Below are 26,867 nucleotides of genomic sequence, written 5' to 3' on the forward strand. Positions count from 1 at the left end.
TTATTTTCCTTTTCATTTTTTATAAATAGTGAATCATGGCTTGCTGATCTTCTGTCCAAGTAATCTGACTTTGGACGTCATAGATAGTCTGCAATGACTCGGGTGTGATGGTCTCTTTTGGAGTCCCTTGGTAAACAATCTCTCCTTCTTTCATTAGGTAGAGATAGTCTGAATAGCGACAAGCTAGCTGAATATCATGTAATACTGCTAGTACATTGATATTGAGATGTTTGACAATGGTTAACAAGTCTAGCTGGTACTTGATATCTAAATGATTGGTTGGTTCGTCTAAGAGCAGGAGAGTCGGTTCTTGTGCCAAGGCACGTGCCAACAAAACCCGCTGCTTCTCTCCTCCTGACAAAGAAGAGTAGAGTCGATTTCTCTTTTCGAGCATATCTACCTTGACCAGAGCATCCTCAACCAGAGCAAAATCTCTGTCTTTTTCCTTTTGTAAGAAAGAGAGATGGGGTGTTCTGCCCAGCATGACAATTTCCTCAACCGTACAATCAAATTGTAACTGATTAAACTGTGTGACGACTGCCATCTGCTTTGCCGTTTCCTTGACGCTCAATTGTTCCAGTGGCTTTCCATCTAGGGAAATCAAGCCCTGATCAGGCTTTTCCTGTCGATAGAGGAGTTTCAGCAAGCTAGTCTTCCCACTGCCATTTGGTCCTAAAATGGTATGAAATTGGTTGCCCTCAAGTTTAAGTGAGATTCCTTTGAGAATTTTTTTCTCTCCGATTCCAAAGTGAATATCCTGGCACATTAAGTCCATATCAGACCCTCACCTCCCTTCGTCTACTTCCAACCATGTAGATAAAGAAAGGTGCACCTACTAAGGCTGTGAAGATACCAATCGGAAGTTCAGCATTCTGAATCAAGACACGAGCAAGAACATCTGCCCAAACGACAAAGAGGGCACCTAGTAAAGTAGCTATCGGAAATAGCCTTCTGTAATTTGTCCCAACCAAACTTCGGGCTAGATGAGGTGTGATAAGGCCAACAAAACCAATAATTCCACAGGTCGATACCAAGATTGCTGTCATTATAGCCACAATCGTCACATAGAGATACCAGTAAAAACACAAGGGAATTCCCAAGGTCAAAGCCGCCTCATCTCCCATCATCATGGCATTAAAAACACGATATTGGGTAGAGAAAAATAAGAAAGCTATTCCCACTACTACTGTTGGCAAAGTTAAGTGAGCCCAGGAGGTCCCCGCTAAGGAACCCATGGTCCAAAACTTGATAGTCATAACGCTATCAGCATTGGCACCAATAGAGATAATAAAGTTTGAAAAAGCCAAAAATAGCGCATTCACGACCGTTCCTGATAAAATCAGGCTGGAAGTTGTCATCCTGCCTTGAATGGAAGCAATCAGAAGGACTGCAACTGTTGCCACAAGCGCTCCTAGGAAAGAACCTAGACCAATCAAAACTTTAAATCCAAGAATAATACTCAAAGTTGCTCCAAAGGTTGCCCCAGCTGAAATTCCTAACACATAGGGCTCTGCGATTGGATTATTGACTGTGGACTGCATGACACTGCCACACATGGAAAGACCAGCACCAACTATCAAACCAAGAAAAACCCGTGGTAATCTCATATTCCAAACAATAGCAAGTGTAGACTTCGAAAGTTCTCCTATATCCAGAGGGGCCCCCATCTTACTCAAAATAATCCGATAAGTATCACTCAAGCTAATTTGAACTGAACCCATAGAAACAGCCAAAAATAGAGAAACTCCCAAAGCTCCGAGCAACAGAAATAGGAGAAAAACATATCGCAGGTTTTGATGGCTTCCAGAAGATTTGGAAATCATGAAACTCTCCCTTAATAAAATTAAAAATTTAGACAATTTTCATAAATAGTATACCACATTTCCAAGGCAGGAACAAGGCTAGAAAGATACAGCTAAAAAGACTGTTAAAACTAGATAGCTGATTGAGCTCAAGCTAAAATCCTAGTGAACAAAAAAATCTCCCCGAAGAGAGACCTTTCTGGTTTATTTTACCTTACAGTGCTAGGAACCGTAACCTAAGATCATACTTGAGTATATCGAGGTAGGTGACAAAAATAAAAAAGCCCTCTGAAGTCAGAGAGCTGATTTGAGCTCGGGCTAAAATCCTAGTGAAAAAGATGAAACTCCTTGTGTTCATCGAACACGGTGTCGTTTCCCTATTTTCATACGGATTTCTTACGCCCTTAGCATCATGATTCTTGTTGGATAAAACGTTTATAGACCAGATGGCAAGCCGAAGATTGTACTTGAGTATATCGAGGTAGGTGACAAAAATAAAAAGACTACTCAATCGAGTAGCCTTACTTTCAAGATATGCTCAATTGAACACGGCCTAAGCACTTGGCAAAAAAGATAAAATCTCCTAGAAACTGAAGTTTCTTCGTCAATTTTCCTATTTTTGCTTTGTGCTTTTGACGGCCTTTGTATCTTGAATTAGCGACGAAGTCCTAGAGAGTTGATCAACTCACGGTAACGGTTAACGTCGTTTTTACGCAAGTATGCAAGCAAGTTACGACGGCGACCGATTTTCTTCATCAATCCACGGTAAGTAGCGTGGTCTTTTTTGTGTTGTTTGATGTGTTCGTTAAGGTGGTTGATTTCCCAAGTAAGGACAGCAACTTGAACCTCTACTGAACCTGTATCACCTTCGTGACGTGCATATTGTGCGATGATTTCATTTTTTTTCTCTTTTGAGATTGCCATGATGTTTCTCCTTTTTATTTGGCTTCATCCGAGTGACAGGTTGGCATGCCTGTAACCAAGAAGAAGTTATTTGTCTTTACGACAATTTCTATTCTACCAATAACTAACTTCTTTGTCAACTGATTTACTATTCTTACTGCAAATATGCTATAATATTCATAGGAAGGATATCTAAGTTGATAGTTTTATAACGAGGTGATTACCATGCGTAAATTGTTCAAATATCTCCCCTACTATCTGGTCGTATTTTTCTTTTATTGTCCACTTTATGAGTTGTTCTTGTTAGTTGTTTCTGACCCCCTTTTGCTCAAGGGTCTCTACATTAATAATATTCTATTCTATACACCTTTAGTAATCCTTATCGTATCGCTACTCTATAGCTACCGTTTCCGTTTCTCACTTTGGTGGTTACTGGGTAACGGACTGCTCTATTGCTTTACTATCATACCTTTTGGTGAATTTATCTGGACTTACTTTTTAGCCTATGAAATCTTTGCCATAGTAGGTATGGCTATCGGTGCCTCTATTAAGAATCTGGTGCAAAAACTGAAAAACAAAAAACTTTCACAAAATCCTTGAAAAATCTAGCAATCATGCTATAATAATGCATAGAGACAAGTCACTTAGAATCTTTCTTTTAGAGAGTGCGTGGTTGCTGAGAACGCATAGGAAGTCTAAACTGATACTACTCTACTGACTTTTATGCAAACATAAAACGGTGGCCACGTTAGAGCCAATCAGAGGTGTCCCTCTTTTTTGAGGAACATAAATGAAGGTGGAACCACGTTGCGACGTCCTTTTAGGAGGTCGCTTTTTGTTTTTCTTGATTTAAAACTGCAAGAATAGGGAAACACCTCTGCTCTAGAAATAATTGATAACTAATATAAGGAGAATATCATGATTAAGATTACTTTCCCTGATGGCGCTGTTCGTGAATTCGAATCAGGCGTTACAACTTTTGAAATTGCTCAATCCATCAGCAATTCTCTAGCTAAAAAAGCTCTTGCTGGTAAATTCAACGGCAAACTCATCGACACTACTCGTGCTATCACTGAAGATGGAAGCATCGAAATCGTGACACCAGATCACGAAAATGCCCTTGACATCTTGCGTCACTCTGCTGCTCACTTGTTTGCCCAAGCTGCTCGTCGCCTTTTCCCAGACATTCACTTGGGTGTCGGTCCAGCTATCGAAGATGGTTTCTACTATGATACAGACAACCAAGCTGGTCAAATCTCTAACGAAGACCTTCCTCGTATCGAAGAAGAAATGCAAAAAATCGTTAAAGAAAACTTCCCATCTATTCGTGAGGAAGTGACTAAAGATGAAGCGCGTGAAATTTTCAAAAACGATCCATACAAGTTAGAATTGATCGAAGAACACTCAGAAGACGAGGGTGGCTTGACCATCTATCGTCAAGGTGAGTATGTAGACCTTTGCCGTGGCCCACACGTCCCATCAACTGGTCGTATCCAAATCTTCCACCTTCTTAACGTAGCTGGTGCTTACTGGCGTGGAAATAGCGACAATGCGATGATGCAACGGATCTACGGTACTGCCTGGTTTGACAAGAAAGACTTGAAGAACTACCTTCAAATGCGTGAAGAAGCCAAAGAACGTGACCACCGTAAACTTGGTAAAGAATTGGATCTCTTTATGATTTCTCAAGAAGTGGGTCAAGGTCTTCCATTCTGGTTGCCAAATGGTGCGACGATCCGTCGTGAGTTGGAACGCTATATCGTTGATAAAGAAGTCGCAGCAGGTTACCAACACGTCTACACTCCACCAATTGCTTCTGTAGAACTTTATAAGACTTCAGGTCACTGGGATCACTACCGTGAAGACATGTTCCCACCAATGGATATGGGGGATGGGGAAGAATTCGTTCTTCGTCCAATGAACTGTCCTCACCACATCGAAGTTTACAAACACCATGTGCACTCTTACCGCGAATTGCCAATCCGTATCGCTGAAATCGGTATGATGCACCGTTATGAAAAATCTGGTGCTCTCACAGGACTTCAACGTGTGCGTGAAATGTCTCTGAATGATGGTCATACCTTTGTGGCTCCAGAACAAATCGAGGAAGAATTCAAGAAGATCCTTCAATTGATCATCGATGTGTATGAAGACTTTAACTTGACAGATTATCGTTTCCGCTTGTCTTACCGTGATCCTGAAGACAAACACAAATACTTTGATAACGATGAAATGTGGGAAAATGCTCAACGCATGTTGAAAGCTGCCGTTGATGATATGGGTGTTGAGTACTATGAAGCTGAAGGGGAAGCAGCCTTCTACGGACCAAAATTGGATATCCAAGTGAAAACAGCTCTTGGTAAAGAAGAAACTCTTTCAACTATCCAACTGGACTTCTTGCTTCCAGAACGCTTTGATCTTCATTACATTGGAGCAGACGGTGAAGAACATCGCCCAGTTATGATCCACCGTGGGGTTATCTCAACTATGGAACGCTTCACAGCGATCTTGATTGAGAACTACAAGGGTGCCTTCCCAACATGGCTGGCACCACACCAAGTAACCCTTATCCCAGTATCTAACGAGAAACACGTGGACTACGCTTGGGAAGTGGCTAAGAAGCTCCGTGACCGTGGTGTCCGTGCAGACGTGGATGAGCGCAATGAAAAAATGCAGTTCAAGATTCGTGCGTCTCAAACTCAAAAGATTCCTTACCAATTAATCGTTGGAGACAAGGAAATGGAAGAGCAAGCCGTAAACGTTCGCCGTTATGGTCAAAAAGAAACTGAAACTATGCCGGTAGACGCATTTGTAGAATTGATTCTTGCAGATATCGCTAACAAATCTCGTGTTGAGAAATACGATTACGATATGATATAATTCTCGATTTTACTGACCAATAATTGAGCAATCCCTATTCGAATTTTGTCATAAGAGATAAAACCTGGGATAAAAATTCCAGCTAAATAAAGAAGCAACAACTGAAAACGTTGTTGCTTCTTTATTTAGTCTGAGCTAGTAGTGATTGGTCAAACCACCACAAATAGTATCCTCATCAATAATCCTTTCTATCCATTAACTTTTGGATATAGGATATCCTCCCAAGATTTGCTTCCATGAGTTAGATAAGTTGACTATCCTCAATCCTTGTCTGCCTCATTTTCTTTTACGAGATCGTTTTGTGAATCTTTTTCAGAGAGTTTTTGATCGATATACTGGTTAATGGTTTCGTAAAATTCCTTGGTCGTCTCACTATCTAATTTTGTCGAATTATGGACTTGATTGACTTTCAATTGAACAGATTGAATACCGTAAGAGGCCTGCTTTTGGCGAATGGTTTCTAATTCTTCTTCTGAAATCGGATCTCCAACAACCGTCAAGACCAATTCATTGTTCCTTGACTTGTAGACTTGATTAATGACCGTATGATTGGCGAACTCTTTTCCTACAAATTGTTTGATCCCTTCTTTTCGTGCTTGATCCATCGTCAGAGTGACTGCTGAATAGCTAGCTGGAAGAACCAATAATACAATCAAGGAGATCAACCCAATTCTCATTTTAATGTTTAGCTCTTTAAATGAACTTAAAGGAGATTTTCTCATCATAATTCTTGTTCCAACAATGTTGGCTAGCATGATAAAGACACAGTTAATCAAGAAAAGATAGAGGGCCCCAAATAAAAATCGTACATTTCCATTAGCTAAACCATAGCCTGCAGTACAGATAGGTGGCATCAGAGCTGTTGCAATGGCTACTCCTGGCACGATATTGTTTGCTTCTTTTTTCCTTGAACCAATTACGCCTGCTATCCCACCAGCAATAGCAATGAGAACATCCCAAATGGTTGGAGAGGTTCGTGCAATCAACTCACTACTTGCATAAGATAAGGGAGAAATCCAGAAATACAGAGTCGAGACAAGCAAGCTGACCAATACTTGAGTAAATAAAACCTCTAGAGATTGCTTGATTAAACGCGTATCAAAAATAGCTAAACCAAACCCCAGTCCAACAATCGGTGTCATAAGAGGGGAAATCAGCATGGCTCCAATAACGACTGCTGTTGAGTTCATATTTAGACCTATAGAGGCAATAAAAATCGCACACATCAAAATCACTGTATCTCTTAATCGAACATGAAGGTCATCATATAGTTTCTCGCGGAATTCACGTGTTGAATAGTTTCCGGACATTGGTTACTCCTTTTATTTCATATAATCTTGTTTCTGCATGGATGATGGTAGAGAGACTTCTGTCCAATCTTACATATTTTTAATTCTTACCTGTGATTCTTTTGAACATTATCTTTTAAATATCCGTCAGTCCATCCTACATATTATATCAAAAATTTTACAGTCTTTCCCTGAAGAAATCAATTAATTTAAAAGATAGAGAAGGGAAGAAATTTTTGTATCCTTATCCGAAGAAGAAAAACGATATCTCCTCTGAAAGTAGATACCTTTTTAATGTTTAAACATGATGAGTTTGTAGCAGCAATCCTAGCTGATATCGCCAATAAATCACCTGTTGAGAAATAAAAGTTAAAACCTGGTACAAAATCCCAGCTACTAAAAAAGAGGCTAGGACAAAAATCCTAGCCTCTCAATTGTATTTGGATTGTCGAGCAAGACGCAGTGGTTGAGTGGGCTCTACTACGCTGATTTCATCAGCTTTTACAGCCCTACTCAACTGTGCGGAGGTGGAACGACGAAATCGAATTCTAACGAATTAACGATTTCTGTCCCACTCTCTTTTTTGATGTTTCTGTTTTTACATTTGAACAATTCTACGATAGCTTCTTGAAGTAATCATAAAGATAAGTACGTAGATGAGGGCAAAGATACCACAAATAGAAAGTGTTACACTTAACATCATGGCTGAATCAACAACACCAACGACCTTGAGAATCAGGCTCAACATGTGATAAGCAAAAGCCAGATGAAGAAAGGCAAAGACCAGAGGTAGGAAGAAAACAGTCAAGACTTGTTTATTAATGGTTTGCTTGATTTGTTTTTGGTCTAAGCCAACTTTTTGCAGGATGACAAAGCGTTCACGGTCTTCATAACCTTCTGAGATTTGTTTATAGTAGATAACGAGAACTGTACCTACCATAAAGATGATAGAGAGGAAAATTCCAATAAAGAGAACTCCTCCAAAGAGAGCGTTCATTTCGACAGTTGACTCACTCGCAATGTTTGCACCGTAAACCATACCATTCTCGTTCTTGAGATTGTGACTGAAATTATCAGAGTAGTTTTCAAAATCATCTGCAAGTTTGAGTTGTTCCTCTTTACTTGCCGTCACATCCATTCCACCATATAACTGAGTGTATATAGCAGAATCCTGGTATTTATCTAAAAAGTCCTGCAAATTTGAGACAACAAGGTAGTTATAATCTGAGATCAAAAGTACATACTGGTTAGCAACATGGTCTCTGAGGAAATCTTGCTGAATTTCTTGCTTGATCGTATAGTTCTGATTGTTAAGACTGAATGCTTTTTGACCTTTAAGGCCATCGTTCTTAGCGAATAGTCCCACCTCATTATTCGTAAGGTTCAGCTTTTGTCCAGTCATTTTTTCATAATCCTTTTGATCAAAGACTAGGAAAACTGTCTTGGGCATAACACTATTTTGACCTTTTTCAAAGGTGGTTAATTTGGTACCATCTTGACTAGAAAGGCCGAAACTTGCATAGCTAAGAACATCCTTAGTGCTGATTGTTAGGTTCTTTTCGCTAGCGTATTGAGTCAAAAGCTTGTCTAAATCCTCAACTTCTACATTTTGTCCTGAAATTGACATATCGTGAGGATACAGGAGTTTTTTAATATTTTCAGAACCATTGTAGATACTGGTTGCTGCTGACATGGTGACCAAAACCATGGTGGAAAGGATGGCAATAGTCGCTAAACCAACCGCATTTTTCTTCATACGGAAAATGAGGTTAGAAACAGAGATGAGATTATTAGGTTTGTAGTAATATTTCTTGTTTTTCTTGAGCATTTTCAAGAAAACTGTAATCCCAGCATTGAACAAGAGATAGGTTCCTAAAATGACCAGTATTACAGCTAAAAAGAAGGTAGAAATAGCTAATAGAGCATTTGTTACGCTTTGAGCTAGATAATAGCCACTACCTAAAGAGAGTAGTCCCAAGATTGTCTGAAACACTAGGAAACGGCCCTTCTTCTCACCTTTTGCTTTCTCACGAGATAGTTGGAGAGCATCCATACGGATAATGCGGATAGCATTTAGGAAGACAATGACTAAGAAGATAAAACCAAATACCAGAAGGATGGAAAGGACTACGGACCATTGGAATGTGGCTACTAACTCCACTTTCATCTTTGAAAGTTTGAGCAATAAAGCGAAAATCAGATTATCAAAGAGGGCACCAATTCCAATCCCAGCAGTGACTGTTACTAGCCCAAATATCAAGAGTTCCTTAAAGGTCATACCAATCAAATGGCGTTTTTCTAAGCCCAACATGCCATATATGCCCAGTTCTTTGGAACGATTTTTCATGACAAAACTATTGGCATAAAGTACGATAATGGCAGATGCAAGTGTCACTACGATCAGACCTAGTTGAAGGGTAAATTGAATAGAAGATCCACCCCGCATTTCTACCATTTTAGGATTAAAAGTTAATGAATAAAATAGATAGCTGATAGTAACTGCAAGGAGAACTGCTAGTGCAAAAGGGTAATAGAGTTTGCGGTTTTTGATTAAGTTGGAGATGGCCAACTTATTGGTTAATCGAAACATACTAGTTCACCTCACTTGCCATAACAGTCAAGGTGTCAGAGATTTCTTGGAACATCTGACGATCTGTCTTTTCACCACGGTAGATTTGATTATAGAGAATACCGTCCTTGATGAAAATGACACGTTTAGCACGGCTGGCTGCAGCTGTTGAGTGGGTTACCATGAGAATGGTTTGACCTCGCTCGTTAATCTCATCGAAGACATCTAGCAGTGCTGTAGATGACTTAGAGTCTAGGGCTCCTGTTGGCTCATCAGCGAGGAGAATTTCTGGCTCTGTGATGATAGCCCTTGCAACTGCTACCCTTTGTTTTTGCCCTCCAGAGATTTCATAAGGGTACTTCTCCTGCAATTGATTGATGCCAAGATTTTCGGCCGTCACGACCAATTTTTTCATCATTTCTGTAATAGGCTTTCTAGACAAGACCAAAGGGAGTAAGATATTGTCTTTAACAGAAAGCGTATCTAACAAATTGAAGTCTTGGAAGACAAAGCCTAACTTTTCCCGACGGAAGCTTGATGCTTCAGAATTTTTAATGGTAGCTGTATCAGTTCCATTCAGATAGACCTGACCACGAGTTGGCTTGTCAAGCATAGCAAGAATATTGAGTAGGGTCGATTTACCAGAACCAGATTCACCCATGATAGCAACGTAGTCGCCTTTTTCAACGGTAAAGTGAATATCTTTCAGGGCTTCTACTTGGTTGCCTTGAAAGCGAGTTTTATAAATCTTTTGAACGTGTTTTACATCTAATACTGTCATTTTAACTTCTCCTTTTAATATCCCATTAATTGAAACTGAGCTTGCATCATTTCGATGCCGATTTGAACTCGCTCGATATCCTTTGGACTCGGCTTACTTGTATGTTTCTTTTGTAAAATTGTTTTCATGGTTTCTCTCCTTTTTCTTTATGCTCTAAGTTTACTCCAAAAAAAGATGGCTTGCCATAACATAACCTTACAAAAGAGGCCTTTAATCTTACATTTTTGTAAGATTACATTTTTATCTAATTGAAGCCTTTTTTCTCACTATATCAAGGTCTAAAGAAGAGCTTGAAAGGTTTCTTCCAAGCTCTTCACAATTCTTTTCATTCAATCAGTAAATTCACTTCAGAGAACTTAATCCTCACAGTTGTTCCTTGCCCAAGCTCTGATTCGATACGGATTTGATGTCCTAATTCTTGGCTGATTTTCTGGGTTAGATAGAGTCCAAGTCCAGATGACTGCTGGGTCATTCGACCATTATAGCCTGAAAATCCGCGTTCAAAGACTCGCAATTGATCACTGTTTTTGATGCCAATCCCAGTATCCTTGATGCAAAGTTCTTGACCATCCATATAGACTTCAATTCCACCTACATTTGTGTACTTGAGGCTATTTGACAGGATTTGTTCAATGACTACCAACAGCCACTTCTTATCCGTCACAATGCTTCTATCCAAGTCATGCAGATTGATGCTAAGACCTTTCTGAATAAAGAAAAGGGCATATTTGCGAATGACTTCCTTGACCAAATCTTCTATATTTTCTTTCTTCAAAACCAAATCATCATGGAAGCTTTCTAAGCGTAGATATTGGAGTACGAGATTGGTATAGGAATCAATCTTAAAAATTTCCTGCTCCAACTGTTGTTTCAGTTGGCGATCTGCCACCTCACTTACAAGGAGTTTACTGGCTGCAATTGGTGTTTTTATCTGATGAACCCAGAGTGTATAGTAGTCCACCAAATCATTGTAGCGGTTTTCAGCATCTGATTTCTTTTGATAGAGTTCAGATTCACTTTTCTCTAATTTTTCAGTTAGAAGGACTTCCATTGGTGACTTAGCTTTTCTTTCGCCATAGAGCAATTCCTTACGATAACGTTGCAATTCTATCAAGAAATCAAATACCAAAAACAAAAATGTCAAAAATGTAGATAGAAAGAAGAAATAGTTAAAGTAGGGCACTTGACTAACAAATAGGACATCAAAAAGAAAGATGAGACCCGTCAATAACAGAATAAAAGTAAAAAAACGGCTACGCGAACGGATATAAGCTAGAAAAAAACTTTTAAGTTCAAGCATGTTTCAATCCGTACCCTATTCCTTTCTTGGTTTCAATAAAACCAATCAAACCTTCTTCCTCCAATTTCTTACGCAAACGAGCGACATTAACGGACAAGGTATTGTCGTCAATAAAAAAGTCACTGTTCCAGAGTTCCCGCATCAAATCATCACGCGCTACGATATTTCCCGCATGTTCAAATAAAACCCGCAAAATCTGAAATTCATTCTTTGTTAAACTGATAGCTTTGCCATTGACATGCACATCCATCGACTTGGTATTGAGAATAACTCCAGCATACTCTAGGAGACTCTCATCCCGTCCAAACTCATAAGAGCGGCGCAATAATCCCTGTACCTTAGCTAAAAGGACCTGCTGGTCAAAAGGCTTGGTCACAAAATCGTCAGCTCCCATATTAATAGCCATCACGATATCCATAGCCTGGTCTCTTGATGACAGAAACATAATAGGAACTTTGGAAATCTTGCGAATCTCCTGGCACCAGTGATAACCATTAAAGAGAGGCAAGCCGATATCCATGAGAACCAGATGAGGTTGAGATTGAACAAATAGTGTCAGAACTTCCATAAAGTCTTCTACCATAACTACTTCAAAACCCCATTCAGAGAGCATTTTCCCAACTTGCTGACGGATTACTGGATCATCTTCTACTAGTAAAATCTTATGCATCTGCTCCTCCTTTTTTTATATTATAGCAAAATTCTTCTGACTACTAGCGAAATTGATGTAAATCTGATATGATAAAAGTTAAGAAAGGAATTCTCATGGCCAATATTTTTGACTACCTAACTGACGTTCAATACGATTCTTTTTATGATCTTCCCTTAAATGAACTGGATATACTTGCTCTGACTGAGTTGACCTATCTTTCTTTTGATAACCTATTGGACCAGCCTGTCAATCGTTTAAGCGATGTTGCAACACGTGTCCCTCGAGAAAGTACCATGTTGACCAATAAAGAACGACTTCAGCTCCTCAATCAGTTATCCCAACACAAACGTTTTAAAAATAGCAAACTTTCTAATTTTGTCAACGAGGTCGACACAGAACTTCAAAAGCAGTTCGCTGCTATGACCTATCGTCTGAACCTAGATACTTATCTGATTGTCTTTCGTGGCACAGACGACAGTATTATTGGCTGGAAGGAAGATTTCCATATGACCTACATGAAGGAAATCCCTGCCCAAAAGGATGCTCTTGAATACTTGGAAGATTTCTTTACCCAACATCCAAAACAAAACGTCATGCTTGCTGGACATTCTAAAGGTGGGAATCTAGCCATCTATGCTGCTAGTCAAATCCAACCTGAATTGCAGGAAAAGATATCTGCGATTTATACCTACGATGCCCCTGGTTTGCAGGCTCATCTGACTGAAACCACTGGTTATCAAGATGTTATTCCAAAAATTCGCCGCTATGTCCCACAGGGATCTGTCATTGGCATGATGCTAGAAGTCCCTGATACACCTATCGTCGTCAAGTCTACAGCTCTCGGCGGTATCGCCCAACACAGTACCTTTAGTTGGCTGACAGAGGGACACCACTTTGTCCAACTAGAGGCCATCAGTAGCGAAAGTCTCCAAATCAAAGACACTCTTAAAGAATGGGTGGACAGTGTGCCCGATGAAGAACTGGAACTCTACTTTGATCTCTTTTTCGGAACCATCCTAGAATCTGGAATCAGCTCCATTAATGAACTGTCTTCTAAAAATGCTATTGACCATGTTCGACAACTTGTTTCTCAAGCTCAGACTCTGGAGCCTGAGCAAGTTGAAATCTTAAAAAATCTGACACAACTCCTGCTGGATGCTCGTTTCCATGCCTGGAAAAATCATTTTTAATCAAAAACAAGGTCTCTTCGCTCAAGGGACTTTCTTCTTGATTCCTTATTTTATGCTTCTATGTTATACTAATAGGAGTATATTCTTTGAAAGAGGAAATCCTATGAAAATCCACAAAACTGTGAATCCTGTTGCCTATGAAAACACTTATTATCTTGAAGGGGACCAGCACCTGATTGTTGTTGATCCGGGTAGCCATTGGGAAGCCATTCGCAAGACTATCGAGACCATCAATAAACCAGTCTGCGCTATCCTCTTGACCCATACCCACTACGACCATATTATGAGTCTAGACTTGGTCAGAGATACTTTCGGAAATCCTCCCGTATATGTGGCAGAAAGCGAAGCTGCTTGGCTCTTTACTCCTGTCGACAATCTTTCTGGCCTTCCTCGACACGACGATATGGCAGACGTCGTATGTAAACCAGCTGAACACACCTTTGTCTTTCATGAAGAATACCAGATTGATGAGTTCCGCTTCACTGTATTACCAACTCCAGGCCACTCTATCGGAGGAGTTTCATTTGTTTTCCCAGATGGACACTTGGTCTTAACGGGTGATGCACTCTTCCGAGAAACTATTGGACGAACAGACCTACCTACTGGTAGCATGGAACAACTCCTTCATAGTATCCAAACCCAGCTCTTTACTCTTCCTAACTACGATGTCTATCCAGGTCACGGACCAGCTACGACCATCGCTCACGAAAAAACTTTTAACCCATTTTTCTAGCAAGCTAAAAACCAAGGATCAAACATCCTTGGTTTTTTGATTACCAAATAATCACACGATCTTCTGGTGAGCGCCACATACCGTCGCCTTCTTTGACATCATAGGTTGTAAAGAAATCATCAAAGTTTGGCACTTGGACATTGACACGGAGTTTAGCTGGCGCGTGCACATCAACACTGGCCATGAGTTTCATCAACTCTGGGCGGCCTTTCATACGCCAAATACGCGCAAAGTTATGGAAGAATTCTTCAGCTGAGAAGTCTGGTTCTCTTTTAGCAGCTTCAAGAGCAGCAGCGATACCTCCTAGGTCCGCAACGTTTTCTGATACGGTCAATTTACCGTTAATAGTTGCGCCGTAAGATTCTTGACCATCAAACTGGTCGATAACCTTCTGCGTTTTCTCTTTAAAGGCTGCATAGTCGCTCTCTGTCCACCAATCCTTGAGACTTCCATTTTCATCAAAGGAAGCTCCGTTAGTATCAAAGGCGTGAGAAATTTCATGGGCAATAACTGCTCCGATACCACCATAGTTGGCAGAAGATGACTGATGCAAGTCATAGAATGGCGCCTGTAAGATAGCGGCTGGAAAGACAATCAAGTTCTTTTGCGGATTGTAGTAGGCATTGACCATGTGAGCAGGCATGCCCCACTCTTTGTAGTCAACTGGCTGGTTCCACTTGCTCCAACTGTGCTTGATTTCCACGCGCGCAAAGGATAGGGCATTCTCAAAGAGGCTAGCGTTTTCGTCTACTACTTTATCCTTGTAGCGAGCTGGCAATTCTTCTGGATAACCGATATAAGGCTTGATGACATTGAGTTTGACGATAGCTTTTTCTCGTGTTTCAGGAGTCAACCAGTCATTCTTAGCCAAGCGTTCCTTATAAACATCAATCATAGTTGCCACTTTTTTCTCAACGTCTGCCTTGGCTTCTGGAGAGAATTTTTCGTGGGCATACCAAAGACCCAGGGCTTGTTTGAATGGTCCTTGAGCTAAATGGTAAGCAGCCTTGCGTTTGTCTTGAGCCTCTGGAACTCCTGAAAGAGCTCGTCCGTAGGCACCTGACAAGATACGAATCTCATCTGTTAGATAACTAGTTGAAAGATTAACCACACTCAAGATCAAGGTTGCTTTGAGCAAAGGCCAAGCTTCTTCACTATAGAATTGCTCTGCTGCTTGCCAGAAACGTTCTTCATCTACAATAACATTGTCTGGAGTTTGTCCAATCACTGCTTGGAAGAAATCATCTAAAGGAAGTGCAGGGGCAAACTTTTTGAAATCTTCATAAGAATATGGATGGTAAAGTTTGGCATATTCTGAACTTTCTTCATTTGAGAGCACTACAGCTGCGATGCGACGGTCCAACTCCAATCGTTTCTCTAGCAAATCTTCTATTTCTTCGTCTAAGAAGTTATAGACTTTGAGGAGATTAGAAGTACTTTCTTTCCAAAGGTTCAATAATTCCTCACGCTGTGGATGGTCTTCCGCATAGTAGGTTGTATCAGGCAAGATAGTTCCTGGAGCACTAGCCCAGAGAACATTGGTTCTAGCATCCATAAAGTCTGGTGATACACCAAATGGAAGGAAGTTTGGTTTGCCAGCTAATTCAAATGCTGCTAGTTTACCTGCGAAGTCCGCAAAACTTTCCAAATCTTGGTATTCCTTCAATAAAGGAAGAACTGGTTTGATGCCATCTACTTCTCGTTTGTCAAAATCTCTGACCATACGATGGTACTTAACAAAGTTTGCCAAGATAGCATCTTCTGGCACATCTTCACCTGCCAACCATTTGTCGGTTGTCGTTAGCATCAACTCTTCAATTTCTTCGTCAAGGTCGATAAAACCACCTGTTCTCGATTTATCAGCTGGAATGACGGCAGTCTTTTCCCACTCACCATTTATGGCGTCATAAAAATCATCTTGATAACGTGTCATCTTGTTCTCGCTTTCCTAATTTCGCTTATTCTTAGCTTAGCAAAAATCCCTGGGGAATGCAATTAAAAATGCCGAGTTGCCTTCTTATTTTAATCATTAATATTTTAAATTTTTACAAAAATTAACTTGACTTAAAAATAAAATTAAGGTATATTAAGAGACAGGAGGTATACAAGTGTATGATACGTATAGAAAACCTCAGTGTCTCCTACAAAGAGACATTGGCACTTAAGGATATTTCACTAGTGCTTCAAGGACCAACAATTACCGGTATCATTGGTCCAAACGGCGCTGGAAAATCAACATTACTAAAAGGTATGCTGGGAATTATCCCACATCAAGGTCAGGCATTTCTCGATGACAAGGAAGTTAAAAAATCCTTACACCGAATTGCCTATGTCGAACAAAAAATCAATATCGACTATAACTTTCCCATCAAGGTCAAGGAATGCGTCTCGCTAGGACTATTTCCCTCTATTCCTCTCTTTCGTAGTTTAAAGGCTAAACATTGGAAAAAAGTAGAGGAAGCCCTTGAAATCGTCGGCCTAGCTGACTACGCTGAACGTCAAATCAGTCAACTGTCTGGAGGTCAATTCCAGCGGGTCTTGATTGCCAGATGCTTGGTGCAGGAAGCCGACTATATCCTCTTGGATGAACCTTTTGTTGGGATTGATTCTGTCAGTGAGGAAATCATCATGAATACGCTGAGAGATCTGAAAAAAGCTGGGAAGACGGTTCTCATCGTCCACCATGACCTTAGCAAGGTTCCCCACTACTTCGATCAAGTCTTACTTGTCAATCGAGAAGTGATTGCCTTTGGTCCGACAAAAGAAACCTTTACCGAAGCCAATCTCAAAGAAGCTTACGGTAATCGACTCTTTTTCAATGGAGGTGACCTATGATTGCAGAATTTATCGATGGATTGCAAAAATTCCATTTCTTACAAAATGCCTTGATAACAGCCATTGTCGTAGGGGTCGTAGCTGGAGCTGTGGGATGCTTCATCATCCTACGTGGGATGTCACTCATGGGAGATGCCATTTCACATGCTGTCTTACCAGGTGTAGCCCTCTCCTTCATCTTGGGTCTTGACTTCTTTATCGGAGCCATTGTCTTTGGATTGCTAGCTGCCATCATCATTACCTACATCAAGGGAAACTCGATTATCAAAAGTGATACCGCCATCGGCATTACCTTTTCTTCTTTCTTAGCCCTCGGTATCATCTTGATTAGTGTCGCTAAAAGTTCAACTGACCTGTTCCATATCCTTTTTGGTAATATTCTTGCTGTTCAAGATACAGATATGTTTATTACTATGGGGGTAGGGGCAGCCATTCTCTTGTTAATCTGGATTTTCTTCAAGCAACTCTTGATAACTTCCTTTGATGAACTCTTGGCCAAGGCTATGGGCATGCCAGTTAATTTCTACCACTATCTACTCATGGTACTCTTGACTCTGGTGTCAGTGACTGCTATGCAAAGTGTCGGAACCATCCTTATCGTAGCCATGCTGATTACCCCAGCTGCAACTGCTTATCTTTATGCTAATAGCCTGAAAAGCATGATTTTCCTTTCCTCAACCTTTGGAGCTACTGCTTCAGTTTTGGGACTCTTTATCGGCTATAGCTTTAACGTTGCGGCAGGTTCTAGTATCGTGCTCACAGCTGCTAGTTTCTTTCTCATTAGCTTCTTTATCGCTCCAAAACAACGATATTTGAAACTGAAAAATAAACATTTGTTAAAATAAGGGGCAAAACCCCAATAAATTGGAGGATCTAATGAAAAAATTAGGTACATTGTTCGTTCTCTTTCTTTCCGTCATTGCTCTTGTAGCATGTGCTAGTGGAAAAAAAGATGCAGCTTCTGGTCATAAACTAAAAGTTGTGGCTACAAACTCAATCATCGCTGATATTACTAAAAATATTGCTGGTGATAAGATTGATCTTCACAGTATCGTTCCTGTTGGTCAAGACCCACACGAATACGAACCACTTCCTGAAGATGTCAAGAAAACTTCTGAAGCAGACCTCATTTTCTATAACGGCATCAACCTTGAAACAGGTGGCAATGCTTGGTTTAGCAAATTGGTAGAAAATGCCAAGAAAACTGAAAACAAAGACTACTTTGCAGTCAGCGAAGGCGTTGATGTTATCTACCTTGAAGGCCAAAACGAAAAAGGTAAAGAAGACCCACACGCTTGGCTTAACCTTGAAAATGGAATTATCTTTGCTAAAAATATCGCCAAACAATTGAGCGCTAAAGACCCTAGCAACAAGGAATTCTACGAAAAAAATCTCAAAGAATATACTGAAAAACTAGACAAGCTTGATAAGGAAGCAAAAGCTAAATTCAACAATATCCCTGCTGAAAAGAAATTGATCGTAACCAGTGAAGGATGCTTCAAATACTTCTCTAAAGCCTACGGTGTCCCAAGTGCCTACATCTGGGAAATCAATACTGAAGAAGAAGGAACACCTGACCAAATCAAGACTCTGGTTGAAAAACTTCGCCAAACAAAAACTCCTTCCCTCTTTGTAGAATCAAGTGTGGATGACCGTCCAATGAAGACTGTTTCACAAGACACAAACATCCCAATCTACGCACAAATCTTTACTGACTCTATCGCTGAACAAGGTAAAGAAGGCGATAGCTACTACAACATGATGAAATACAATCTTGAAAAGATTGCTGAAGGTTTGTCTAAATAAACAATAAAAACGTCATTCTCCTTGAATTGACGTTTTTATCTGTTCAATTTCCGGTCAAATTATTGGGAAAATCTAATGTTTCAATGTAAAATAAAATAAAAAAGATTGGAGTAGCTTATGACTACATTCCTTGGAAACCCTGTGACTTTTACTGGAAAACAACTACAAGTTGGAGACAAGGCACTTGACTTTTCTCTCACTACGACTGATCTCTCAAAAAAAACACTAGCTGACTTTGAAGGTAAGATAAAGATTTTGAGTGTCATTCCTTCTATTGATACTGGTATCTGTTCACTTCAGACTCGTCGCTTTAACCAAGAGCTAGCCAGTTTAGACAACACTGTAGTCCTAACAGTATCAATGGATCTTCCATTTGCTCAAAAGCGCTGGTGTGGTGCAGAGGGAATTGAAAATGCCATCATGCTATCAGACTACTTCGACCACTCTTTTGGACAAGATTACGCCCTCTTAATCAATGAGTGGCACTTACTTGCTCGCGCGGTCTTTGTCCTTGATGCTAACAATATTATCCGTTATGTTGAGTATGTGGACAATATCAATTCTGAGCCAAACTTTGAAGCAGCCATTGAAGCAGCAAAGTCACTTGACTAAAAGAAAGCCCACTTGTGACAAGGCAGAAAGCTAGAGAAATCTAGCTTTTTTTGGTATACTAGATGGAGAACATAAACAAGGAAATGCGAATGACACCAAATAAAGAAGACTACTTAAAATGTATTTATGAGATTGGCATGGATGTTCCTAAGATTACCAATAAGGAAATTGCTGCTCGAATGCAGGTATCTCCTCCAGCTGTAACCGAAATGATCAAGCGCATGCAGTCTGAAAATCTCATCTTAAAAGACAAGAAAAAAGGATACTTGCTAACCGATATTGGTCTAACACTTGTATCAGAGCTTTATCGTAAACATCGTCTGATTGAGGTTTTCCTGGTCCACCATCTAGACTATACCAGTGACCAAATTCATGAAGAAGCTGAAGTATTAGAACATACTGTTTCAGACTTTTTTGTAGAGAGATTAGAAAGTATGCTAGGTTTCCCAAAAACTTGCCCTCACGGTGGTACAATTCCTGCTAAAGGAGAGCTTTTGGTTGAAATCAACAACTTACCACTTTCAGAAACTAAAGAAGCTGGAACCTATCTCCTGACTCGAGTTCACGATAGCTTTGATCTCCTCAAATATCTGGAAAAACACGCTATCAATATTGGAGACATACTCCAAGTTCAACAGTTTGAAGACTTTTCTAATACCTTTACTTTGATTCACAACCATGAAGAACTTCAAGTCAGCTTCGAAATTGCTAAGCAACTCTATGTTGAAAAAATGAACTAAAATCTCTATCAGCAAAAAACCAAGCCCGCGAGCTTGGTTTTTCTTATCTATTTTTGGTGTCAAGGATGATGGTTACTGGGCCATCATTGACCAGTTCTACCTGCATATCTGCTCCAAAGACTCCTGTCTCAACAGGAACTTCCTTGGCTAGTTCTTGGTTAAATTCTTGATAGAAAGCTTCCGCCATATCCGGTTTAGCGGCGCCTGTAAAGGCTGGACGATTGCCTTTTTTGGTATCAGCAAACAAAGTAAACTGAGAGATGGAGAGGATTTCTCCTTGGATATCTTTAACAGAAAGGTTCATCTTGCCTTCAGCATCTGAGAAAATCCGCATATTGACAAGCTTTCTGACTGCATAATCCATATCTTCTTTTTGATCCTCAGGTCCAACACCCACTAAGAGTAAGAGCCCCTGCTGGATTTTCCCATATACTTGACCTTCAATAGAGACTTGAGCTTTCTTGACACGCTGAACGATAATTCTCATAGCAATCCTTTCTGATTATATCAAACAAACTTAACCATTGGTACGTTTGACTGAGTAAACTTCTGGTACACTCTTAATCTTATCAACTACAGTGGTCAGCATTGAAAGGTTTGAAATTCCAAAGGAAACATGGATATTAGCAAATTTCATATCCTTGGTTGGTTGGGCATTAACTGTTGAGATATTCTTAGTCGTATTTGATAAGACTTGCAAGATATCATTCAATAGACCAGAACGGTTGAGTCCGTAGATATCGATGTGAGCCATATATTCCTTGCTTGAGAATTGGTCTTCCCATTCAACATCTAGTAGACGTTGCTCATAGTTTTCCTGTGAACGAAGGTTCATACAGTCTACACGGTGGATGGCTACTCCGCGTCCTTTGGTAATATAGCCGACGATATCATCACCTGGAACAGGGTTACAACATTTGGCAATCCGGATCAAGAGCCCAGAAGCACCTTGAATGACTACTCCACCCTCATGCTTAACCTTAAGCGTGTCCTTGTTCTCCACCTTGACTTCGCCACCCTTAACCAATTCTTCAGCCTCTGCCTTGGCCTTGGCACGCTCTTCTTCACGACGTTCCTTCTCCGTCAAACGGTTAAAGACAGTGATGGCTCCGATTTCTCCAAAACCAATGGCTGCAAAAAGGGCTTCTTCTGTTTTGTAACTAGTTTTTTGAAGGACTTCATCCATGTGACGTTTATCCATAAATTTATTAGCCACATAGCCGTTTTCTTGGAGCTGACTAATCAGCAATTCACGACCTTTATTGATGGACAATTCTTTATCCTGGTTTTTAAAGAACTGACGAATTTTGTTACGGGCCTTGCTGGTCTTAACCATATTGAGCCAGTCACGGCTTGGTCCAAATGAATTTGGATTGGTGATGATTTCAACCTGGTCCCCTGTTTTCAGCTTGGTCGTCAATGGAACCATACGGCCATTGACCTTGGCACCAGTTGCTTTTTCCCCAATCTTGGTATGAATCTCATAGGCAAAGTCAATCGGCCCCGAATCCTTTGGAAGAGAACGAACCGCTCCGTCTGGAGTAAAGACATAAATCTCTTCTGCCAGATAGTTTTCTTTGACCGTATCTACAAATTCCTTGGCATCATCCGCCTGGTCTTGGAGCTCCATCATCTCCTTGATCCAGTTCATCCCAATGGCAGATTCCCTGCTATTAACTTGACCTTTCATTCCTTTTTTGTAGGCCCAGTGAGCCGCAACACCGTACTCAGCAACCTCATGCATTTCCTTGGTACGAATCTGGAACTCAATCGGTCCTTTTGGTCCGTAAACAGTCGTATGGATAGACTGGTAACCATTGGCCTTACGGTTGGCAATATAGTCCTTGAAACGACCTGGCATTGGTTTCCAAAGCTCATGAACGTAACCTAGCATCGCATAGACATCACTCTGAGTGTCTAGGATACAGCGAATGGCAATTAGGTCATAGATCTCCTCAAAGCGTTTTTTCTTGTCCTGCATCTTGCGATAAATAGAGTAGATATGCTTTGGACGTCCATAGATTTTCCCTGTAAGGTGGCGCTCAGAAGAGTATTCCTCAAGTTTCGTCACAACTTCATCGACCAAGGCTTCGCGTTCTTGACGTTTTTCCTTCATCATGTGACTAATCTTGTAAAATTCAGTTGGATTCAGATAGCGGAAAGAGAGGTCTTCTAGTTCCCACTTAACACTTGAAATCCCCAAACGGTGAGCAAGTGGCGCATAGATTTCCATGGTTTCTCTCGAAATACGCTCCTGCTTGTCCTTACGAAGATGTTTGAGGGTGCGCATATTGTGCAGACGGTCAGAAAGTTTGACCAAGATAACACGGATATCCTCTGACATGGCCATAAGCATCTTGCAGTGGTTTTCAGCCAGCTGTTCTTCGATAGACTTGTACTCAACCTTACCAAGTTTGGTAACACCGTCCACAATCACTCGAACATCATGGCCAAACTCACGCTCTAAGTCATCCAAGGTAGCTTCTGTGTCTTCTACCACGTCATGCAAAAAACCACAGGCAACTGTAACAGCATCTAGCTTGAGTTTAGCCAAAATTCCAGCTACCTGAATGGGATGAATAATGTAGGGCTCACCTGATTTACGATATTGACCACTATGGCATTCTACAGCGTAAACCAAGGCCTTGTGTACAAAAGCCACATCTTCTTTCGATAAATATTTTTGCGTTAAAGCGACGACTTCATCGCCTGAATAAATTACTTCTTTGGGCATGCATACTCTCCAATTCTTCCTACCATTTTAACACTTTTTTGAGGATATGAAAACTAGAAAAGCCTCTTCTGTAAGAGTTTGCTAAACTTAATAAAAAAACACTACCAGAAAAAATCTAGTAGTGCTCATTGATTTAAAACTATCTTAGTAAACTGTTTTTTCAGTTTCTACATCGAAGAAGTGTGCTTTGTTCAAGTCAAATCCAAGTTCAACTGTTGCACCAGCTTGTAAGTAGTCACGAGCGTCAACTTTTGCAACGAATTCATCTTTACCAACTTGGCAATATAGGTGAGATTCTGAACCTAGCAATTCTGATACAGAGATCGTTGCTTTCACAACTGATTCTGGGAATGTTTCAAGGAAAGCAGGTTCTGCATTCACATCTTCTGGACGGATACCGAAGATCAATTCTTTACCATCGTAACCTTTTTCACGAAGAACTTTCAAAGCACCTTCTGGAACTTTCAAGTTAAAGCCGTCACCAACGATGTGGTCACCGTTCAATTTAACGTTGATAAAGTTCATAGCTGGACTTCCGATAAATCCTGCTACGAATTTGTTAACTGGGTTTTTGTAAACTTCTTGAGGAGTACCGATTTGTTCAACACGTCCGATAGTACCTGTACCAGCAGGGTTCTTAGTTGCTGACATGATAACGATACGGTCTGCAAGTGTCATCGCTTCTGTTTGGTCGTGAGTTACGTAGATAGTTGTAGCTCCGATACGACGGTGGATTTTAGCGATTTCAGCACGCATTGATACACGAAGTTTAGCATCCAAGTTTGACAAAGGTTCGTCCATCAAGAATACTTTGGCATCACGGACGATTGCACGACCCATGGCAACACGTTGACGTTGACCACCAGAAAGGTCAGCAGGTTTGCGTTCCAAGAATTCTTTCAAACCAAGAATTTCTGCTGCTTCTTGTACACGTTTGTCAATGTCTTCTTTACTGTATTTACGCAATTTCAAACCGAAGGCCATGTTATCGTATACAGTCATGTGTGGGTAAAGAGCGTAGTTTTGGAATACCATGGCGATGTCACGGTCTTTTGGAGCTACGTCATTGACAACAACGCCATCGATAGATGCAGTACCTTCAGTGATGTCTTCAAGACCAGCAATCATACGAAGAGTAGTTGATTTACCACATCCTGAAGGTCCTACGAAAACGATAAACTCTTTGTCTTTGATGTTCAAGTTGAAATCTTCAACTGAATAGTGTTCGCTGTTTGGATATTTTTTGTAAATATTTTTAAGATTTAATTCTACCATTGTGGAGAACTCCTTTTGTCATTTGATAGTTTTATTATAGATGAAAACGTTTTACTTTTCTATGGCAAGGTGACCAAAAAAATAAAAAAGTTCTGTGCAACTTGCACAAAACTTTAGATTATATCTGGTAAAATCAACTGATAACACAAGGTGAGGTCAGTCAATTCTTTCAACTGAAGACCGGTCAATTCTTCCCATTTATCAATCTTGTACTGGAGAGAATTGCGATGCAGATACAGTTGTTGAGCTGTTTTTGTCAGGACTGCACTGTTTTCCCACAGTGAAAGGATGATTTCCTGAATCTGATCCTGGTCCACAATCATCCGATGCAGATATTCCTTGATCACTCGAAGATCCACAATTCTTTCACCCATACTCCACAGATAGAGTTGAGAAAAAGTATGGAAACCTTGATGCCCTTGTCGCCACCAGTTTTTGAACAAGTCACGTTCTGCTTTGATGAGATCTGACAGAGCCTGATGCCCTGTCTGTGACCAGACCTGACCTAGCATGATGGATAAACGTACTCCAAAGTCATATTCTACTGCTTCCAAGGTATCCATCAAGATAGAACGAACAGAGGTGTATTTGTCCTGTTGGAGAACAAAAATGTAATCCTGCGCTCCCACCTGAAGCACTGTTTGACAATTTGGAAAGAGGGTTCCCATCATCTCTAACCAAGACGTCAAATTCTCCTGTTGGAAATAGGAAAGGTGGCAATAAACAAGCTGCAACTTTTTAAAGTTTTGCGGTGCCTGTCCCTTACCTTCGATCAGATAAGTATACCAAGGATTGAGGGAAATGGTTTGCTCCTGTTTGGTTAAGAGAGCTACCAGCTGTTTTTCACGCTCGCTAAGACTAGCTTCCTCAAGCAAAAGCCACTGATAATTTGACAGAGGTAGACTTAGATAACCCTCTTTATCAACTGGCTGATCTAAGATTTTACCATCAGGAAACCAATCTAGTAGTTCTTTTGCAATCATCTCTAGCCCTCCACTTTTTGGATGCACCAAGAAATCAAGGTTTCAAGGCGCTCCACATTTCCTGTCATATGAAGATAGCCCATGACCGCTTCAAAACCCGTAGACATACGATAGGTCACCACATCTGCGTTCTTTGCCTTGGTATGGCTATTGGTGTTACGGCCCCGTTTATAAATTTCTTCTTCTTTTTCCGTTAGGACTTCTTCTTCCAGCATAAGGGAAATCAAGTGTGCCTGAGCCTTGGCCGATACATACTTGGTCGCTTCTTGGTGGAGTTTATTGGGCTTGGTCATGCCTTTAAGAATGAGATGACGACGAATATACATAGAATAAACTGCATCTCCTTCAAAAGCTAGAGCAATCCCGTTAATGAGATTGACATCAATCACGTGTCCACCTCACTCCATCCTTGGTATCAAGCAATTTAATCCCTTGTGCAGCTAGTTGGTCACGGATTTGGTCAGCTGTTGCAAAGTCTTTATTGGCACGTGCTTCTTGACGTTTTTGGATCAAGGCTTCAATCTCTTCATCCAAAACTTCCTCAACAAAGACCACTCCAAAGACTTCTAACATAGCTGCAAGAGTTTCCTTGACAGCCGCATCATAGTTTCCTGAGTTGATCCACTTGGCCATTTCAAAGACAACGGTGATTCCGTTAGCTGTATTGAAATCTTCATCCATGGCAGCCACAAACTTGTCTTTAAATGCTTGCAACTCCCCCTCATCTACAGTTCCAGTAAATGGTTGTTCATAGGTGTTCTTCAAATACTTGAGATTTGTCTCCGCATCACGCACTGCTTTTTCCGTAAAATTGATAGGCTTACGGTAGTGCTGAGTCGCAAAGAAGAAACGCAATACTTGGCCGTCGATCGTTTCAAGGGCATCGTGTACCGTAATGAAGTTACCCAAAGACTTAGACATCTTGACATTGTCGATATTGACAAAACCATTGTGCATCCAGTAGTTGGCAAAGGTCTTGCCTGTTTTAGCTTCAGACTGGGCAATTTCGTTGGTATGGTGAGGAAACTCAAGGTCAGCTCCACCACCGTGAATATCGATGGTATCACCCAAAATCTCCGTTGACATGACCGAACATTCGATATGCCAGCCTGGACGTCCAGGTCCCCAAGGACTGTCCCAAGAAATCTCACCTGGTTTAGCAGATTTCCAAAGAGCAAAGTCTACAGGATTTTCCTTGCGAGCTGTTTCCTCATCTGTACGACCTGAAGCACCTAGTTCCAAGTCTTCTAGGGTTTTATTGGCCAACTTAGCATAGTTATGAGATTTTTCCACACGGAAATAGACATCTCCTTGACTCTCATAAGCATAGCCCTTTTCAATCAAATCAACAACAAAACGAATAATATCATCCATAAACTCGACTACACGAGGATGACGAGTTGCAGGCTTAACACCTAAAGCCGTCACGTCCTCACGAAAGGCAGCAATGTACTTGTCCGCTACTTCTTGAGGTGTGATGCCTTCTTCCTTGGCTCGGTTGATAATCTTGTCATCTACATCGGTAAAGTTGGAAATGTAGGCAACCTCATAACCACGGTACTCAAAGTAGCGACGAATAGTATCAAAAGCCACCGTCGAACGGGCATTCCCCACGTGGATATAATTATAAACCGTTGGCCCACAGACATACATCTTAACCTTGCCGTCCTCAATCGGGACAAATTCTCGCAAATCACGAGACATGGTGTCATAGATTTTAATCATAAAATAATAGTCAGGAAAGCTAAAATTCATAAACAGATATTTTCATAACTAACTGTTC

24 protein-coding genes are annotated in these 26,867 nt (G+C 40.6%); 9 read left to right on the top strand and 15 right to left on the bottom strand.

Annotation, left to right across the window (positions count from 1 at the left end; genetic code table 11):
• Positions 1 to 19: 19 nt before the first annotated feature.
• From ADH90_RS08995 to rpsO, 3 genes are all read right to left on the bottom strand, one after another.
• On the bottom strand, positions 20 to 775 hold the full coding sequence (locus ADH90_RS08995) for an ABC transporter ATP-binding protein (RefSeq protein WP_049530950.1): 756 nt from the start codon (positions 773 to 775) through the stop codon (positions 20 to 22).
• A gap of 1 nt (position 776) precedes the next feature.
• A complete protein-coding gene (locus tag ADH90_RS09000; RefSeq protein ID WP_049530951.1) occupies positions 777 to 1,823 on the bottom strand; it encodes a FecCD family ABC transporter permease in 1,047 nt (348 codons plus the stop codon).
• A 633-nt stretch (positions 1,824 to 2,456) separates the two neighbouring features.
• Positions 2,457 to 2,726 carry a 30S ribosomal protein S15 gene (gene rpsO, locus ADH90_RS09005; RefSeq protein ID WP_001018251.1) on the bottom strand — a complete coding sequence of 90 codons (270 nt, stop codon included), beginning with the start codon at positions 2,724 to 2,726 and terminating at the stop codon, positions 2,457 to 2,459.
• Between the two features lie 204 nt (positions 2,727 to 2,930).
• Between rpsO and ADH90_RS11340 the strand changes: the two genes are divergently transcribed.
• Together ADH90_RS11340 and thrS are read left to right on the top strand one after the other, a co-directional pair.
• Complete coding sequence (locus ADH90_RS11340) at positions 2,931 to 3,305, top strand: hypothetical protein (protein WP_049530952.1); 375 nt, start codon at positions 2,931 to 2,933, stop codon at positions 3,303 to 3,305.
• Positions 3,306 to 3,623: 318 nt separating this feature from the next.
• Positions 3,624 to 5,585: a threonine--tRNA ligase gene (gene thrS, locus ADH90_RS09015; RefSeq protein WP_049530953.1), complete on the top strand. Its 1,962-nt coding sequence runs from the start codon at positions 3,624 to 3,626 to the stop codon at positions 5,583 to 5,585.
• A gap of 260 nt (positions 5,586 to 5,845) precedes the next feature.
• Here the strand turns inward: thrS and ADH90_RS09020 are convergent, their stop codons facing one another.
• From ADH90_RS09020 to ADH90_RS09040, 5 genes are all read right to left on the bottom strand, one after another.
• Positions 5,846 to 6,895: a TIGR00341 family protein gene (locus ADH90_RS09020; RefSeq protein ID WP_049530954.1), complete on the bottom strand. Its 1,050-nt coding sequence runs from the start codon at positions 6,893 to 6,895 to the stop codon at positions 5,846 to 5,848.
• A gap of 577 nt (positions 6,896 to 7,472) precedes the next feature.
• On the bottom strand, positions 7,473 to 9,464 hold the full coding sequence (locus ADH90_RS09025) for an ABC transporter permease (RefSeq protein ID WP_049530955.1): 1,992 nt from the start codon (positions 9,462 to 9,464) through the stop codon (positions 7,473 to 7,475).
• 1 nt (position 9,465) lies between these two features.
• Positions 9,466 to 10,224, bottom strand: coding sequence for an ABC transporter ATP-binding protein (locus ADH90_RS09030; RefSeq protein ID WP_049530956.1), 759 nt, complete (start codon positions 10,222 to 10,224; stop codon positions 9,466 to 9,468).
• A 325-nt stretch (positions 10,225 to 10,549) separates the two neighbouring features.
• Entirely contained in the window at positions 10,550 to 11,524 is a 975-nt protein-coding gene (locus tag ADH90_RS09035; protein ID WP_049530957.1) for a sensor histidine kinase, read from the bottom strand.
• Complete coding sequence (locus ADH90_RS09040) at positions 11,517 to 12,194, bottom strand: response regulator transcription factor (RefSeq protein WP_049530959.1); 678 nt, start codon at positions 12,192 to 12,194, stop codon at positions 11,517 to 11,519. The genes ADH90_RS09035 and ADH90_RS09040 overlap by 8 nt, the downstream gene beginning before the upstream one ends.
• Before the next feature lie 95 nt (positions 12,195 to 12,289).
• Between ADH90_RS09040 and ADH90_RS09045 the strand changes: the two genes are divergently transcribed.
• Positions 12,290 to 13,366, top strand: coding sequence for a DUF2974 domain-containing protein (locus ADH90_RS09045; protein ID WP_049530960.1), 1,077 nt, complete (start codon positions 12,290 to 12,292; stop codon positions 13,364 to 13,366).
• 103 nt (positions 13,367 to 13,469) lie between these two features.
• Entirely contained in the window at positions 13,470 to 14,099 is a 630-nt protein-coding gene (locus tag ADH90_RS09050; protein ID WP_049531029.1) for an MBL fold metallo-hydrolase, read from the top strand.
• A gap of 40 nt (positions 14,100 to 14,139) precedes the next feature.
• On the opposite strand, the gene ADH90_RS09055 is transcribed toward ADH90_RS09050, so the two are convergent.
• A complete protein-coding gene (locus ADH90_RS09055; protein WP_049530961.1) occupies positions 14,140 to 16,032 on the bottom strand; it encodes a M13 family metallopeptidase in 1,893 nt (630 codons plus the stop codon).
• A 179-nt stretch (positions 16,033 to 16,211) separates the two neighbouring features.
• Between ADH90_RS09055 and ADH90_RS09060 the strand changes: the two genes are divergently transcribed.
• The 5 genes from ADH90_RS09060 (at position 16,212) to ADH90_RS09080 (ending at position 20,092) form a co-directional block, all read left to right on the top strand.
• The gene (locus ADH90_RS09060) at positions 16,212 to 16,934 is read left to right on the top strand and encodes a metal ABC transporter ATP-binding protein (RefSeq protein ID WP_049530962.1); all 723 of its coding nucleotides are present in this window, start codon (positions 16,212 to 16,214) and stop codon (positions 16,932 to 16,934) included.
• Positions 16,931 to 17,779: a metal ABC transporter permease gene (locus tag ADH90_RS09065; RefSeq protein WP_000559786.1), complete on the top strand. Its 849-nt coding sequence runs from the start codon at positions 16,931 to 16,933 to the stop codon at positions 17,777 to 17,779. Before ADH90_RS09060 ends, ADH90_RS09065 begins: the two co-directional genes overlap by 4 nt.
• 31 nt (positions 17,780 to 17,810) lie before the next feature.
• The gene (locus ADH90_RS09070) at positions 17,811 to 18,740 is read left to right on the top strand and encodes a metal ABC transporter substrate-binding protein (RefSeq protein WP_049530963.1); all 930 of its coding nucleotides are present in this window, start codon (positions 17,811 to 17,813) and stop codon (positions 18,738 to 18,740) included.
• Between the two features lie 117 nt (positions 18,741 to 18,857).
• Complete coding sequence (gene tpx / locus ADH90_RS09075) at positions 18,858 to 19,352, top strand: thiol peroxidase (protein WP_049530964.1); 495 nt, start codon at positions 18,858 to 18,860, stop codon at positions 19,350 to 19,352.
• An 89-nt stretch (positions 19,353 to 19,441) separates the two neighbouring features.
• Complete coding sequence (locus ADH90_RS09080; RefSeq protein ID WP_049530965.1) at positions 19,442 to 20,092, top strand: metal-dependent transcriptional regulator; 651 nt, start codon at positions 19,442 to 19,444, stop codon at positions 20,090 to 20,092.
• A gap of 43 nt (positions 20,093 to 20,135) precedes the next feature.
• On the opposite strand, the gene dtd is transcribed toward ADH90_RS09080, so the two are convergent.
• The 6 genes from dtd to cysS form a co-directional block, all read right to left on the bottom strand.
• Complete coding sequence (gene dtd / locus ADH90_RS09085; protein ID WP_049530966.1) at positions 20,136 to 20,579, bottom strand: D-aminoacyl-tRNA deacylase; 444 nt, start codon at positions 20,577 to 20,579, stop codon at positions 20,136 to 20,138.
• 30 nt (positions 20,580 to 20,609) lie between these two features.
• Entirely contained in the window at positions 20,610 to 22,826 is a 2,217-nt protein-coding gene (locus tag ADH90_RS09090; RefSeq protein WP_049530967.1) for a RelA/SpoT family protein, read from the bottom strand.
• Positions 22,827 to 22,970: 144 nt separating this feature from the next.
• Positions 22,971 to 24,101 (bottom strand): ABC transporter ATP-binding protein, encoded by a 1,131-nt coding sequence (locus tag ADH90_RS09095; protein WP_049530968.1) that lies wholly within the window; start codon positions 24,099 to 24,101, stop codon positions 22,971 to 22,973.
• 113 nt (positions 24,102 to 24,214) lie between these two features.
• Positions 24,215 to 25,084 (bottom strand): helix-turn-helix domain-containing protein, encoded by an 870-nt coding sequence (locus ADH90_RS09100; RefSeq protein ID WP_049530970.1) that lies wholly within the window; start codon positions 25,082 to 25,084, stop codon positions 24,215 to 24,217.
• 2 nt (positions 25,085 to 25,086) lie between these two features.
• Positions 25,087 to 25,473, bottom strand: a complete 387-nt coding sequence (locus tag ADH90_RS09105; protein WP_049530972.1) for a Mini-ribonuclease 3 — start codon at positions 25,471 to 25,473, stop codon at positions 25,087 to 25,089.
• Positions 25,466 to 26,809, bottom strand: coding sequence for a cysteine--tRNA ligase (cysS, locus tag ADH90_RS09110; RefSeq protein WP_049531030.1), 1,344 nt, complete (start codon positions 26,807 to 26,809; stop codon positions 25,466 to 25,468). The genes ADH90_RS09105 and cysS overlap by 8 nt, the downstream gene beginning before the upstream one ends.
• Between the last annotated feature and the right edge of the window lie 58 nt (positions 26,810 to 26,867).

Origin of the sequence: Streptococcus pseudopneumoniae, assembly GCF_001073085.1 — a bacterium.
GTDB classification, from domain to species: Bacteria; Bacillota; Bacilli; order Lactobacillales; family Streptococcaceae; genus Streptococcus; species Streptococcus pseudopneumoniae_M.